A 14,034-nucleotide genomic window follows, 5' to 3' on the forward strand; every position below is an offset into this window, starting at 1 on the left:
TCTCCTATGTCGTGGCGGCGCGGCGTAGCCGTGCCGAGATCAGATAGCGGCGCGCCCCGCCGACCAAAGCTCAGCTTCCAGCAGGGGCGCGTCGTTTTCGATGATGCCGTGGCGCTGTGTCCATTGCGCGCCGCGGGTCAGCGCGCGATGCATGCGCGTGCGCATGAAAGCGGCGTCGCGCAGGTCGGCGCTGCTCAGGTCGGCCAGCGAGAAATCGGCGTCGGCCAGGTTGGCGCCGCGAAAGTCGGTACCGGCGCAGCGCGCGCGCTGGAAGATGGACAGGCACAGGCTGGCGCCTTGCAGGCAGGCGCCGTCCAGGATCGCCTCGGCCCAGATGGCGCCGTCAAAGCAGCCGCCTTGCAGGTTGGCGCCGCTCAGATCCGCCTGGGGAAAGAGGCCCTGGGGGGCGGATGCGCCCGTGAAGCGCGCGCCGCGCAGGGACGCGCCCTTGAAGCCCGCCTGGCGCAGGTCGGTATTGCGGAAGTCCGCCGCATCCAGCTGGCAATCGGTGAAATGGCACAGCGGGTAGGCCTGGCCGTCAAAGTCCTGTTCCGAGAGATTGCATTCGATGAACATCGTGCTCTCGGCAGTGGCGCCCGCCAGATTGATGCTGCGCAGGTCCAGTTGATGAAACAGGGTGAAGCTCATCCGGACTTGAGACAGGTTCGCGCGCGCCAAGGTGCCGCGCGAGATCACGGCGCGGTCCAGGCGGGCGGCCTGCAATGACGCCCCGTCGAGCGAGGTGCCGTTGAAGGTCGATTCGCCAAGCATGGTCTGTTCCAGATTGGCACCATCCAGATCGCATTCCGTGAAGCTGGCTCCGTGGATCTGGCTGCGGCTGAGCGTCGCGCCCGCGGCGCGGCAGCGGAACAGCCGTGCCATGTCCAGCTTGGCGCCGCTGGCCTCCCAGCGCGTCATGGCGCAGTCGATGAACTGGCTGTCCTGTAGCTGGCAACCGGTCATCCGCGTGCCGCTGAAGTCCACGTGGTCGAAAAACGCGCCAGACAGGTCCAGGCCGGAGAGATCCGCGCCGGCCAGACTGAGGTGCTCAATCGGTTCGCCATGGTGCACGCGGTCCAACAGTTGATCGAGGTTCATGCTGGGTTCTCCGGCTGTCTGGCGGGCCAGCGCTTGGCGCCTTGCGTATAGGCGTGGTCCAGCCCGGTGCTGTCGTCCATCAGCGCTTGCGCGACGTCGGCGCGAAAGAGATTGGCGCCGTCCAGGTTGGCGCGCAGGAAGATGGCCTTGCCGAGCAGACAGTTGATCAGATTGGCGTTACGCAGGCAGGCACCGGTGAAATCCGTGCGCACGAAGTGCGTATCGGGGGCGGTCAGGCCCGTCAGGTCGGCGTCTTGCAACCGGCATTCCGAGAAGTCGCTGGCAGTCAGCCGCGCGTTGCGCATGTCTGCCCCCGAGAGCGTGGCGCCGCGCGCGCTACCTTGCCTGAACTGCATGCCACGCAGGCAGGCACCCGCCAGTTCGACACGGCCAGCGAAGGAGCAGCCGTCGAGCGTGGCGTCTTGCAGGCTGAAGCGGCCAGAGAACGCCACGTCCATGAAGCCCACGCGCACCAGATTCGCGTGGGCGAAGTCGGCGTTCGCAAGCGCGCCCTGCATGAACAGGCATTGGTCCAGCCGCGCTTCGTTGAAGCGGCAACCTTCCAGCGTGGCGCTCATGGCGGTCCATTGACTGAACACGGCGCGGCTCAGGTCGCAGTCCTTTAGCCGCGTCTGATGCAGCCGTCCAAGTTGCCACGCGCTGTCGAGAAAACTGCAACGCTCGCAGTGTGCATGGTCCCAGGTGGTTTCCGTGATCTGGCTCTTTGCGAAGTCGGTCTGCACGCAGTGCGCTCGGCCCAGATTGGCGCGCGTCAGGTTGACGCCGCGCATGCTGGCGCGGGTCAGATCGGCGCCGGCCAGCACCGCGTCGCTAAGGTCGCTGCCGTCCAGCCGCGCATCGGCGAGCGTGGCGCCCGCCAGGATCGCGCGTTGGAAATTGACGTTCGACAGATCCATGCCCGAGAGGTCCGCGCCGGTGAGGTTCAGATCTCTACAGTCCCGGCTGCCTTTCAGTTGCGCTTCCAGTTTGCGGCGGGTGCGCTGTGCCCGCAGCGGCGGCATCGGCGGAGGCGGGGCGAACTGATGCGCGGATTGCTGATAGGCCTGATGCACTTGGGGCCCCAGCGTTTGCGCGAGCGGTGGCGGGGCGCCGAGCTTGGCTTGCGCATGGGGGCTGGCATCGAATTCGGCCAGATGTCGCTTCACTTTGCGGGGATCGAAACCGGAAGGAAGCTTGCCGTCGTCGTCCAGCTTGCGCAGCGCGTCCATATCCACGCCGGATACCTCGGCCAGTTCCCGCAGATTGGGGTCGGCCAGCGCGCGCGCGGCAGGGCCGCTCGCGAGTTGCTTGGCCTCTTCAAGCTCTCGTTGCATGCGCAGGATTGTCTGCGGCAGATCGGAAAGCTTGGGGGGCTCGGGAAGCGGATCCAGGGGAGCCATGTACAGGTCGGGATCCAAGCCTTGACTGAGCAAAGACTCGCGTTCCCGGGCATGACGCCGCGCCGCGCCGGCGTAGAGGTTCCGATTCGACGGCCGCGACGCCACGGCTTCCATGCCGGCTTGTGGCAATTCGACGCAGATGTCTTCCGGAACGAGTTGAGCGTCCTGCAAGGCATGGACGGCACCCAGGTCGGGATCGAGCCGTTGCTGGACTACCGTTTCGTAGTGCGACGTGTCGCGTGGCTGCCTGGCGTGTTCCAGCGCGGGCATGATGTGCAGGATGTCGGCCGCGTCGTCTTCGCGGACGGGCAGGGCGCCATGCCAGATCAGCACCATCTGCGCGCGGTCTGGGAAGAACCAGGCGGTCGTCAGGCGCAGTGCGATCTCTTCAAGTGCGCTGCCGTCGGCTTGGCGGCTGGCGAAGCAGCGGGCTCGCCAGTCGGGCAGGCGGCCACGCTGCACCGGATGGTCGGGGTGCATGTTCCACAGTTCATATTCCGTGCCGCCCGCAAGCTCCGTGTTCGCGGGTCCCCACTGGTCGGGCGGCGCGGCGTTGAAGAAGCGCCAGTCCATATCAGGTGCGAATCCGGGGAAGTCATGCTCCAGCCATTGCTGTCCGTACTCGCGGCCCATATGCGTTGCCCGTTGCGGCCAATCCATGGGCAGGGCGGTCAAGCTGGCCGGCGCAACGCGCTGCGCGGGGCCGCCGATACGCTGCAAGGGGTGTTCGATGTTGGGCAGCCGGCGTACGCGCACGCCATTGATTTCCTCGTCCTGCGTACCGATGCCCAGCGGGTTCTCGGCGACGCTGGGGCCACCGTAGGCCCGGCTCCAATCCAGGCGCATGCGGTCGAAGGGCAGGGGGGCGGTTGCCTTGCCGTCCAGCCAGTAGCGATCGCCAAACACGAGCAGCGACTTGTCTATCGCGCCGACCTTCATGCGCACGGCGCAGGCGCCAGGGGTCTTGGCGTCGTGCGGATAGGCATGGCCCGAGACCAGCACTTCGGGGTACTGCTTGGGCGTGGCCAGGTCCAGCACGCCACCGGCTTCGGCGCCGGCCAGTTTCCACAATTCCTGATCCATCAGCAGCGTGGGTGCTTGCGCGATATCGACCAGTGCGAGCACCGATACGCCCAGCATGTCGCGGCGCTGCCATCGGTAGGGGCGGCTGAGCAGGCCCAGGCGGAACGGCTTGAGGGTCTTCATGGGCTACCTGGTGGCCTGGTCAACGGCGATGTCATGCGTTGACGGATCCACGCGCACTCGTATCGTCTTGCCGGCACTGAAGTCGGCAAGACGCATCGGCGACAGCTGCACGCTCAGCGTGCGGGCCAAGGCGGGCGTGGCGTGGGTGGCGGCGACCTCCAGATCCAGATCGACGATGAAGTACAGCGTTTCGCCGATGCGGCGGCCCGTGTCGCGCGCCGCAGCGACATGCGCGGTGCTGGCCAGCCCGCTGTCGCGCAGGGCGACTTGCAGTTGCGCGTCCTTGCGTGCGGCCGAGCGGCGTTGGCGTTCGCGCCATACCATGAACGCAGCCTGCGCAAGAGACAGCAGCAGGCCTAGCCCTACCCATTTCGCCCAATCCGGCCAGGCATTCAGGAAGTCGGACATGGTGGCCTCAGATAATGCTCCAGAGGCCCGCCATCGATGCGCGAATGCCGCCGGCCTCTGCTTTCTGGAAGTCGTATTGGTAGCTGGCGCCGGTCGTGCGGTAGGAAACCAGCTGGCCGATGCTGCTGACGGCCGCGTAGTTGGTGAAAGAGAGATTCAACATGACCGTGGTGCGGAACAGGGCCACGCGATGCATGCCGAATTCCGCCTTGGCCACCGTCAGGCCGATTGAGAATGGCGTGGCCTGAAGCCAGGTTTCCTTGGACAGGTCTTTGACGTTGGCGGCATCCATCACCACATCGGCCGGCGTCTTCAGGGTGATATCGCCGTCGGCCTTGATCATCACGGTGGAACCTTCCGACTCGATGTGCATCTTGCCTTTGGACTTGACGTCCATCGTGGAGGTTTCGGACTGCACGAGCATCGCGGTCTTGGCCTTCACATCCATGTCTGCGTCGGTCGAAAGCAGTTCGACTTTGCCCTTGGCCTTTTCGGTGAGGGTGCCCGTCTTCACGTGGTGCAGCGAATTGCCCTCGTTTACGTACACCTCCTGTCCCGTCTTCAGCGTTTCCTTGAACAGGCCCGTGATCTCGCGTTCCTCGCCTTTGGCGGCAACGGTCGTCTTCAAGCCGTTGTCGAACTTCTCGTCCATCAGCCCGTCCTTCACGTTGACGGTGCGCGATGCCTTGACGGTGTATTCCTCGTGTCCCTTGACGAAGACGTCGCGTCGCTTGCCGACCTTCAGGTTATCGGTGCCGGTCACTTTTATGTCGCGGTTTCCGCCGACCTTGGTGGAGTCGTTCTCGCCGATGGTGGTGGTACGGTTCTGGTCCGTCGAATGAATCTCGTTGGCCTCGACCTCGGTGCAAAGCTCGCGTTCCGCGTGCAGCCAGATGCGTTCGCCACCGCTCTTGTCGTCAAACATCAGTGCGTTCGCGGTTGCTGGCGTGCCACTCTTGGATCGGCTGAGGAAGCCGCTTTGCGTCGCGTTGTCCGGCAGGTCCCAGGGAGGCAAATTGTTCGCATTGAAGACGCGGCCGATCACGATGGGGCGGTCGGGCTGGCCGCCGATGAAGTCCACGATGACTTCGTCACGCACGCGCGGCAGCTGGATGCCGCCGAAGCCGCCGCCGGCCCACGGGCTGGACACCCGCACCCAGCATGAACTGTTTTCGTCCTTCTTGCCGTAGCGGTCCCAGTGGAACTGCACTTTGATGCGGCCCATTTTGTCCGTCCAGATTTCCTCGCCCTGCTTGCCCACGACCGTAGCGGTCTGAGGGCCATGCGTGCGCGGCGCCGGGGTGACGCGCGGCGCGCGGAACTGCGTGCTGGAGGGCAGCACGACGAACTCCAAATTGAAATCACCAGGATCGGACTGGCCGCTGGCGTAGCCCGTTTCGCGGATCCGGTAGTAGGTGCTGACGACGAGGTACTCGCGGTTCTCGGACTGGCGGGGATGATTGCGAAGCGTGAAAAGATGTCCGGTGGAGAGCCCGCGCGCGTTGGAGGATCCGGCGCTTTGTTCCTGCCTGCATTGCAGGTCTTCCAGCCGGACGCGCGTGTAGTGCTCCGCGTCGTCGGAGTTGGTGTAGCCGCCCTGCCATTCGTACATTTCCAGGTCGCCGTGGTCGTAGGCGCCGGGATTGTTGCGGCGCGCTTCCAGGCTGGCAGCAGGCGTCAAGGGATGATAGTCGGTGGTGGCAAAAGCACCGGGCGTGATCTGTTCGGCGACTTCCCATTTGTCGATGTAATCCTCACGCGGGACGGTGATGCGGTCAGGACCGTAGTAGGGGATCTGTTCGTAGTCGGGCACGGGCTCATGCTGCGTGATGTCGTCGGAGAGCACCAGCGTGTGCTTGCCGTTGTCGTGCTTGAACCAAAAATAAATGCCTTCGTGCTCCATGAGCCGGCAGATGAAGGCGTAGTCGGTTTCTTGGTACTGCACGCAGTATTCCCAGCTGCGGTAGGTGTCCGTCAGCTTGAACTCGACCGGGTAGCTGTAGTCCTTGAGCACCTCGCGGATGACGTCGGGCACATTCTTGTTCTGAAAGATCTTGTTGTCCGAGGTCTGCGTCAGATACCAGAGCCAAGGACGTACCGTCGCGCGGTAGATGGTGTAGCGCGAGGTGTTGCTTTCGCGGCCGATCAGCACGCAGCGCGTGATATGCCCGCTGAGATAGCGCGGTGTGGCCGAGGACGTCTCGATCTCCAGCGTCAGCGGTTTGCCCAGCAGTGATTTCATGTCCAGCGAATAGGATTCCGAGACCAGCTCGACCTCCAGTTCGAATAGCTGCGAAAGACTCTCGGCCCCGTGCACGCCCCGGAACTTCAATTGCTCTGGCGGCAATGGGGTATGCGCCTTGACGACACGTTCGCTTGGCACGTTGCGGTCCATCTCACCGTCTCCTTATGAGAATTTACCTGCTGCTGCGCTTGCTGTTTTTGGATTCGAGCGGGCGCGCAAAAGACGCGCGCCTCAATGACTGCAAAGGGATGGTCGGCCACGCAATGGGGCTTCTTGCAAAAGGCGGGCGTCGCCGTGAAGGGTGCGCCGGTGCCGGGGGACGTCTGTCTCTGAATCTGTATGTGCACTGGTCTGTCGCCAGCGTGAGCGCCGATTGTAGGCATCGTGGAAAGCGGCCGAGAAGCCCTATCACATGCTTTTGTGTTTTTTACGGTTCAGTAACAATGCTTGCTCGCAAGGCCGGTTTGCGTAAGGAGTATGTCAAAACATCAACATAGCTAGATGACAAGTGTTCGATTGTTTAGGTGGTTGTTAGCTGTCTGTAAGAAAAATCTGAAGTTGTTAGTTGTCGATTTCATTTGGAAAGACGTGCCTAGAATTCACCACTTCCGTGAAGCAGCGCGGAGCGTAGTGGTTGTATCCAGGCAGTTATCCCAGGCATTTAAGCAATGACTATGGACTTCGCCGATATCCTCAATACACTCGATTCACGTCTGCCCTGCGGGGAAGACCTCGAATACGACGCTGACTTTCTGCAATTGCAGCGGGCCGCGGCTGGCCGGGACGAACAGCAGTTCGGCTCGACCATCATCGCCGCGCAGCCGCCTGACTGGCCCGAGGTCGAACGTCTGGCTCGCGCATTGCTGGAACGCACGCGGGACCTTCGCGTGATCGGCCTGCTGACCTGCGCATGGACAGAGATCCGCGGCTTGCGTGGCTATGGAGATGGACTGGCGCTGGCCGTCGACGCTCTGGAACGCTATTGGGAACCGCTGCATCCGCGCCTGGACAGCGCCGGCGAAAACGATCCGATGCCGCGCATGAACGCCTTGGCCGCCTTTGGCGACATGCAGGGTTGCGCGCGCAGTGTGCGTTCGGCCAGCCTGGTGAATGGCGTGCACGGACAGCTCTCGCTGCGCGATACCGAGGCTTTGCTTGATGGCAGCCGCCAGGATGCCGATTGCTATCCCGGCGGACGACCTCGCGTGGTCGCGCGCCTGCGCGAGGCATGGACGCAACGCGATGGCGATATGCTGGCGCTGGCGGCCTCCGTCGACGCGCTACGCCGTATACAGAAGCTGGTGACGGACAAGCTGGGCGGCATGTGGGCGCCCGATTACGCCGCCATCCTGCGGACGTTGAACGTGGTGCTGGATGCCGCGCGCGACGCGCAGCATGCGGCGCTTGAGACGTCTGCGGCCACCTCACCCGATCAAGCGTCGCCGATGGCGCCCGTAGTCGACTTGTCGGCCGGTGCCGCCACGCCGGACCGCAGTATGCGCTGGCAGGACGCGCGGATCCTGTCGCGCGACGACGCCGTGGCCATGCTGGCCAAGGTGTGCGCGTACTTCGAGCTCAACGAGCCTGGACATCCCGCGCCCTATCTCATCCGCCGCACCCAGCAACTCATCCCCTTGAGCTTTCACGACATCATCAGAAACCTGACGCCCCAAGGTCTGGAGCAATTCGAGGCGTGGCTGCCGCGGGACACGGAGAGCCGGCCGGACTCATAGGGCAGGCCAGCCCAAGAACCAACAAGAGGAGACGACACCATGGCAACCAGCCTGAAGGGAAGCGGCCAGAAGTTCATTGCAAGAAACCGCGCGCCGCGTGTTCAGATCGAGTACGACGTGGAGATCTACGGCGCGGAGCGCAAGATTCAGCTGCCGTTCGTGATGGGCGTGCTGGCCGACTTGGCCGGCAAGTCCGAAACGCCCCAGCCGGATGTGGGCGAGCGTAAGTTCCTGGACATCGATATCGACAATTTCGACGAACGCATGCGTTCGATTCAGCCGCGCGCGGCGTTCCAGGTGGCCAACACGCTGACCGGCGAAGGAAATCTGAACGTGGACATCACGTTCGAGAGCATCGATGATTTTTCCCCGGCTACGGTCGCCAAGAAGGTTGGCGCATTGAATGAGTTGCTGAGCGCGCGGACCCAGTTGGCCAACTTGCTGACGTATATGGACGGCAAGACAGGCGCCGAGGAACTGATCGGCAACGTGCTCAAGAATCCCGCGCTGATGAACGCGCTGGCAGCCGCACCCAAGCCCGAAGCAACGCCCGCAACCGACGCTCCCGGTACAGATCCGGCCGTCTAGTTTCCGCTTGAATCGCTTTTCGGAGAATGCCATGACCGCAGTGGCCAAACGCGCTGACGCGCGTGCTGTCGAGACCCTGGAGGCGGACGATCTGTCCGCGCTTCTGAAGAAGGAATTCAAGCCCAAGACCGAGCAGGCGCGCGAAGCGGTGGAGCATGCCGTGCGCACGCTGGCGCATCAGGCGCTGGAGAACAGCGGCGTCGGACTGTCGGCGGACGCCTATCGGACCATCCAGGCGATCATCGCCGAGATCGACCGCAAGCTGTCTGAACAGATCAACGGCGTGATGCATCATCCCGACTTCCAGCAGCTTGAAGGCGCCTGGCGCGGCTTGCATTACCTGGTCACCAACACCGAGACCGACGAGCTCTTGAAGATCCGGGTGATGAGCATGTCGAAATCGGAGCTGGGCCGCACGCTCAAGCGCCATAAGGGCGTGGGCTGGGACCAGAGCCCCATCTTCAAGCGCGTGTACGAGGAGGAATATGGCCAGTTCGGTGGCGAGCCGATCGGTTGCCTGGTGGGCGACTACCACTTCGATCACAGTCCGCCGGATGTGGAATTGCTGGGCGAGATCGCCAAGATTTCGTCCGCTGCCCATTGCCCCTTCATCGCGGGCGCCTCGCCCAACGTGATGCAGATGGATTCCTGGCAGGAACTGGCCAACCCGCGTGACCTGACCAAGATCTTCACCAATACCGAGTATGCCGCGTGGCGCAGCCTGCGCGAGTCCGAAGATTCGCGCTACATCGGGCTGGCGATGCCGCGATTCCTCGCGCGCCTGCCCTATGGCGCGCGCACCAATCCGGTCGACGAGTTCGACTTCGAGGAAGACACCGACGGAGCGAATCACGACCGCTACACCTGGGCCAATTCCGCGTATGCGATGGCAGCCAATGTGAACCGTTCATTCAAGCTGTACGGGTGGTGCACGTCCATCCGCGGCGTGGAATCCGGCGGCGCGGTAGAGAACCTGCCTTGCCACAGCTTTCCCAGCGATGACGGCGGCGTGGACATGAAGTGCCCAACGGAAATCGCTATCAGCGACCGGCGCGAAGCGGAGCTTGCCAAGAACGGCTTCATGCCGCTGGTGCATCGCAAGAACTCCGACTTCGCGGCCTTCATCGGCGCGCAGTCCTTGCAGAAGCCGCACGAATACTACGAAGCCGACGCATCCGCCAATGCCAAGCTGGCCGCGCGCCTGCCGTACTTGTTCGCGTGCTGCCGTTTCGCGCATTACCTGAAGTGCATCGTGCGCGACAAGATCGGCTCGTTCCGCGAACGCGACGACATGGAGCGTTGGCTGAACGACTGGATCATGAATTACGTGGATGGCGATCCGGTGAACTCCTCTCAGGAAACCAAGGCCCGCAAGCCACTGGCCGCGGCCGAGGTGCAAGTGCAGGAGATCGAGGACAACCCGGGCTATTACTCCGCCAAGTTTTTCCTGCGGCCGCACTATCAGCTGGAAGGGTTGACGGTGTCGCTGCGGCTGGTGTCCAAGCTGCCTTCGCTGAAGCAGAACGAAGGCTGAGTGTCAGGCAAAGAAGGGCGCAGCCGCGCCCAATAACTCCAGGAGACAGATGTGGCTGTGGATATGTTCATGAAAATCGATGGGGCCAACGGCGAATCGAAGGACGCCAACCATAAGGATTGGACCGACATCGTGTCATTCTCGTGGGGCGCCACGCAGCCGGGCAATCTGGCCAGCGGTGGCGGCCTGGGCGCGGGCAAGGCGAGCTTTAACGACCTGCACGTCGTCGCGCGCATCGACAAGGCAGCGCCCGCGGTCATGAAGCACTGCGCCAGCGGCAAGCACCTGGGCAAGATTGAGTTGTCCATGTGCAAGGCGGGCGGCGAGCAGGTCGAGTATTCGAAGATCACGCTGGAAGATGTGCTGGTGTCGTCGGTGCAGATATCCGGAGATCGCAGCGCCGAAGGCGTGGTGGTGAACTTCGCGTTCCAGGCTGCCAAGGTCAAGCAGCAGTACTGGGAGCAAACCGAAAAGGGCGGCAAGGGCGCCGAAAGCCTGGTGGCTTGGGATATCAAGCAAAACAAGGAAGTGGGCTAGGGCGGACCCTCCATGTCTATAGCTGCCGTTCCTTTCGGCGTGATCAGCCTGTCCGGCCAGTTGGACGAGTTGCAGACGCAGATCCGTCGCCGGCCGGCCGACGCGGACCTGCGCGCGCAACTGTTCCAGCTGCTGGTGGCGCAGGGCGACTGGGCGCGCGCCACAGAACAACTGGGCATATGCGGCCAGCTCAGTGCCAAGGCACACCCGACGGTGGCGCTCTACGTCAGTGCCATCGAGGCGGAGCGCGAGCGCGAAGCCGTGCTCGCGGGCAAGGGCGAGCCTGCCATGCTGAGCGCGCCCGACGAGTGGATGCAGGCCCTGATCAAGGCCCTGCACCTGGATGGGCGGGCCGCGGCTCAGACCGCTGAACTGCGTGCGCAGGCCTTGCAGGACGCCGGCGCGGGCGCGGGCTTCCTGGAAGGGGCCATGCAGGATGCACCGCTGCCGTTCCAGTGGATCTGCGACGGGGATAGCCGGTTGGGACCCGTCTTCGAGTTCTTGAGCGGAGGACGGTACGTCTGGCTGCCGTTCGTGGCGCTTAAACGGGTCCGCTTGCTTGCGCCGGAGGGCCTATGCGACGTGGTGTGGGCGCGGGCAGAGGTCGAGCTGAGGGGAGGCCGGGTGCTGCAAGGCCTGGTGCCTGCGCGCTATCCGCCCGTGCCGGGCGAGCGCATGATCGACCTGCCGGATCCGGTCAAGTTGGGACGGATGACTGATTGGCGCGCGATGGATGGCGACACGTATGCGGGCGTGGGGCAGAAAATGTGGTTGGCCGACGCGGGCGAATTCGCCTTGCTGGATATTCGCAGCTTGGAGCTGGCTTGATGGGCCACGCCGACGACACCGCCGGGTGGGAGCCGCTTGCACGCAGCCGGCGGGCGGCGCGGGACCGTCTACAGCCGTCGTTGCTGGACCGGTTGATGGACAACGATCCCACCAAGCGCGAGGAACCGCGCGATAGCGCCATGCTGACGCATGAGCAGTTGCGCGCGGCCGTGTTGCGAGACCTGCGCTGGCTGCTCAACTCGGTCAATCTGCAAACGTCGCAGGACCTGTCGGCACATCGCCAGGTCGCGCTATCGACAGTGAATTTCGGCGTGCGCGCCATGGCCGGAAAGCGCATGTCGGAGATCGACTGGATCGATGTGGAAGAGTCGATCCGCGACGCGATCGCGGCGTTTGAGCCGCGCATTCTGGGTTCCTCGGTCGAGGTGCGCTGCGTGACCGACACCGGCACGCTGGAGCATCACAACGTACTGAGCCTGGAGATCAGGGGCATGTTGTGGTGCGTGCCGCATCCGCTTGAGTTCCTGTTTCGCACGGACATCGACCTGGAAAGCGGCCATATGGATTTGCGTGATTTGGGCGGTCTCTGATGGATGCCCAATTGCTGGACTACTACAACCGCGAGCTCGTGTATTTGCGCGAATTGGGTGCGGAGTTCGCTCAGGCCCATCCGAAGGTGGCCGGTCGGTTGGGCATGAACGCCACGGAAGTGGCCGACCCGTATGTGGAGCGCCTGCTTGAAGGTTTCAGTTTCCTGACTGCGCGCATCCAGATGAAGATGGATGCGGAGTTCCCGCGCTTCTCCCAACGCTTGCTGGAGGTGGTGTACCCCAACTACTTGGCGCCCACGCCCGCGATGGCGATCGTGCAGTTCTCTCCCAGCATGAATGAAGGCACGTTGGCTGGAGGTTTTGAGTTGCCGCGTGGCACGTTGCTGCGCGGTCGTGTGCCGCGTGGCGAGCAGACATCGTGCGAGTTCACGACAGGCCATGCCGTGCGTCTGTGGCCCTTGCAGGTGACGCAGGCTGAATTCACTGCCGCGCCGCAGGATCTGCCGCTGGCCCGGCTGGGCCTGGCGGGTCGCGCCGGCCGTGTGCTGAGCGCGCTGCGCATCCGGATAGAAGTGGGTGGCGGCCAACGGATGGAAGATCTGGATCTTGATCAGCTGGTCTTTCACTTGAATGGCCAGGACTTGCAGATGCAGCGCCTGCTGGAAGTGGTGATGGGGCACACCGTGGCAGTGCTCGGACATGATACGGCGCGGCCGGTGGCGTGGGTCAACAAGCTGCCGGCCAGCGCCGTTCGCCATGAAGGCTTTGCCGACGATCAGGCCTTATTGCCTGGTGACGCGCGCGTCTTCCAAGGCTACCGCCTGCTTCAGGAGTATTTCGCGTTCCCGCAGCGCTATCTGTTCTTCAGCGTCAATGGTTTGAAAGCGGGGTTGCGCAGCGCCGCGCAGCGCGAGACCCGCGCGTTCGATCTGACCTTGCTGTTCTCCGTGGCGACGCCGGAGCTGGAAGGGGCGATATCGGCCGGCAACCTGGCCTTGCATTGCGTGCCGGTGATCAACTTGTTTCCGAAGCGGGCGGATCGCGTGGCCGTGACGCCCCGGACGTCCGAATATCACGTGGTGATCGATCGTAGCCGTCCGCTGGACTATGAAGTCTTCGGCGTGACAAGAGTCACCGGGCATGCGTCCGCGCAGCGGCAGGAGCAGGAGTTCCGCCCGTTCTATGGCTCGCTGGGTAGCGATCCGGACGACTACGGCGCCTACTACTCCGTGCGCCGTGAGCCGCGGTTGATTTCCGACACGGCGCAGCGCAACGGCACCCGGACGGGCTACACGGGCAGCGAGGTATTCCTGTCGCTGGTGGACAGGCAGGAGGCGCCTTTCTCGGGACAGCTGCGCCACCTGACGCTGGAGACATTGTGTTCCAACCGGGATATGGCAATGCTGTTGCCGTTGGGCACCGAAACGGACATGACGCTGCGCGTGTCGGCGCCCGTTCGCGCGGTGAAGGTGCTGCACGGGCCCACGCGCCCTTGCCCGGCGCTGGCCGAGAACGCCGCCACCTGGCATCTGATCAGCCACCTGGGCCTGAACTATCTGAGCCTGACGGACCTGGATCCAGAGCAGGGTGCGCAGACGCTGCGCGAGATGCTTCACGTCTACGGCAACCTGGCGGATCCCGTGGTGCGCAAGCACATTTCCGGCTTGCGGCACGTCAGCGCCACGCCCGTGCATCATCGCTTGCCAGTCCCGGGCCCCATCGTGCATGGGCGCGGCGTGCGCATTGCGTTGCAGGTGGATGAGGCAGCCTTTTCGGGGATCAGCCCGTACTTGTTCGGCGCCGTGCTTGAACAGTTCTTCGCGCGCCACGTATCGATCAACATGATGTCGGAGCTGGTCTTGTCGACCCTGCAGCGCGGCGAGGTCGCCCGCTTCAAGCCCCGCATGGGGCGCCGGCCTGTCGTCTAGGCCAGCACCCCGCCACG

Annotated in this window: 11 protein-coding genes; 7 read left to right on the forward strand and 4 right to left on the reverse strand. The window is 63.7% G+C overall.

Annotated elements, in window-relative coordinates; all coding sequences use genetic code 11:
- Positions 1 to 39: 39 nt before the first annotated feature.
- From HV753_RS18795 to HV753_RS18810, 4 genes are read right to left on the reverse strand one after another with little or no spacing between them, the layout of a single operon-like run.
- A complete protein-coding gene (locus HV753_RS18795; RefSeq protein ID WP_175176094.1) occupies positions 40 to 1,098 on the reverse strand; it encodes a pentapeptide repeat-containing protein in 1,059 nt (352 codons plus the stop codon).
- Positions 1,095 to 3,704 (reverse strand): DUF2169 family type VI secretion system accessory protein, encoded by a 2,610-nt coding sequence (locus HV753_RS18800; RefSeq protein WP_175176095.1) that lies wholly within the window; start codon positions 3,702 to 3,704, stop codon positions 1,095 to 1,097. The genes HV753_RS18795 and HV753_RS18800 overlap by 4 nt, the downstream gene beginning before the upstream one ends.
- Positions 3,705 to 3,707: 3 nt before the next feature.
- Entirely contained in the window at positions 3,708 to 4,112 is a 405-nt protein-coding gene (locus tag HV753_RS18805; protein WP_175176096.1) for a hypothetical protein, read from the reverse strand.
- Positions 4,113 to 4,119: 7 nt separating this feature from the next.
- Entirely contained in the window at positions 4,120 to 6,507 is a 2,388-nt protein-coding gene (locus tag HV753_RS18810) for a type VI secretion system Vgr family protein (RefSeq protein ID WP_175176097.1), read from the reverse strand.
- Positions 6,508 to 7,031: 524 nt separating this feature from the next.
- Between HV753_RS18810 and tssA the strand changes: the two genes are divergently transcribed.
- The 7 genes from tssA to tssF are packed head-to-tail and all read left to right on the forward strand — an operon-like array spanning position 7,032 to position 14,017.
- Complete coding sequence (gene tssA / locus HV753_RS18815; protein WP_175176209.1) at positions 7,032 to 8,090, forward strand: type VI secretion system protein TssA; 1,059 nt, start codon at positions 7,032 to 7,034, stop codon at positions 8,088 to 8,090.
- Positions 8,091 to 8,129: 39 nt separating this feature from the next.
- Positions 8,130 to 8,678: a type VI secretion system contractile sheath small subunit gene (gene tssB / locus HV753_RS18820; protein WP_175176098.1), complete on the forward strand. Its 549-nt coding sequence runs from the start codon at positions 8,130 to 8,132 to the stop codon at positions 8,676 to 8,678.
- Positions 8,679 to 8,709: 31 nt separating this feature from the next.
- Entirely contained in the window at positions 8,710 to 10,212 is a 1,503-nt protein-coding gene (gene tssC / locus HV753_RS18825) for a type VI secretion system contractile sheath large subunit (RefSeq protein ID WP_175176099.1), read from the forward strand.
- A gap of 51 nt (positions 10,213 to 10,263) precedes the next feature.
- Positions 10,264 to 10,749: an Hcp family type VI secretion system effector gene (locus HV753_RS18830; protein WP_183017079.1), complete on the forward strand. Its 486-nt coding sequence runs from the start codon at positions 10,264 to 10,266 to the stop codon at positions 10,747 to 10,749.
- A gap of 12 nt (positions 10,750 to 10,761) precedes the next feature.
- Positions 10,762 to 11,577 carry a type VI secretion system accessory protein TagJ gene (locus tag HV753_RS18835; RefSeq protein WP_175176101.1) on the forward strand — a complete coding sequence of 272 codons (816 nt, stop codon included), beginning with the start codon at positions 10,762 to 10,764 and terminating at the stop codon, positions 11,575 to 11,577.
- Positions 11,577 to 12,128, forward strand: a complete 552-nt coding sequence (gene tssE, locus HV753_RS18840) for a type VI secretion system baseplate subunit TssE (RefSeq protein ID WP_175176102.1) — start codon at positions 11,577 to 11,579, stop codon at positions 12,126 to 12,128. Before HV753_RS18835 ends, tssE begins: the two co-directional genes overlap by 1 nt.
- Positions 12,128 to 14,017: a type VI secretion system baseplate subunit TssF gene (tssF, locus tag HV753_RS18845; protein WP_175176103.1), complete on the forward strand. Its 1,890-nt coding sequence runs from the start codon at positions 12,128 to 12,130 to the stop codon at positions 14,015 to 14,017. The genes tssE and tssF overlap by 1 nt, the downstream gene beginning before the upstream one ends.
- Positions 14,018 to 14,034 lie beyond the last annotated feature (17 nt).

Source organism: Achromobacter pestifer, assembly GCF_902859625.1.
GTDB lineage: Bacteria > Pseudomonadota > Gammaproteobacteria > Burkholderiales > Burkholderiaceae_B > Achromobacter > Achromobacter pestifer.

What these genes read in the sequence shown, in the direction of transcription:
- HV753_RS18795 (WP_175176094.1), bottom strand. Translation starts at nt 1,098, where the DNA reads ATGAACCTCGATCAACTGTTGGACCGCGTGCACCATGGCGAACCGATT.
- HV753_RS18800 (WP_175176095.1), bottom strand. Translation starts at nt 3,704, where the DNA reads ATGAAGACCCTCAAGCCGTTCCGCCTGGGCCTGCTCAGCCGCCCCTAC.
- HV753_RS18805 (WP_175176096.1), bottom strand. Translation starts at nt 4,112, where the DNA reads ATGTCCGACTTCCTGAATGCCTGGCCGGATTGGGCGAAATGGGTAGGG.
- HV753_RS18810 (WP_175176097.1), bottom strand. Translation starts at nt 6,507, where the DNA reads ATGGACCGCAACGTGCCAAGCGAACGTGTCGTCAAGGCGCATACCCCA.
- tssA (WP_175176209.1), top strand. Translation starts at nt 7,032, where the DNA reads ATGGACTTCGCCGATATCCTCAATACACTCGATTCACGTCTGCCCTGC.
- tssB (WP_175176098.1), top strand. Translation starts at nt 8,130, where the DNA reads ATGGCAACCAGCCTGAAGGGAAGCGGCCAGAAGTTCATTGCAAGAAAC.
- tssC (WP_175176099.1), top strand. Translation starts at nt 8,710, where the DNA reads ATGACCGCAGTGGCCAAACGCGCTGACGCGCGTGCTGTCGAGACCCTG.
- HV753_RS18835 (WP_175176101.1), top strand. Translation starts at nt 10,762, where the DNA reads ATGTCTATAGCTGCCGTTCCTTTCGGCGTGATCAGCCTGTCCGGCCAG.
- tssE (WP_175176102.1), top strand. Translation starts at nt 11,577, where the DNA reads ATGGGCCACGCCGACGACACCGCCGGGTGGGAGCCGCTTGCACGCAGC.
- tssF (WP_175176103.1), top strand. Translation starts at nt 12,128, where the DNA reads ATGGATGCCCAATTGCTGGACTACTACAACCGCGAGCTCGTGTATTTG.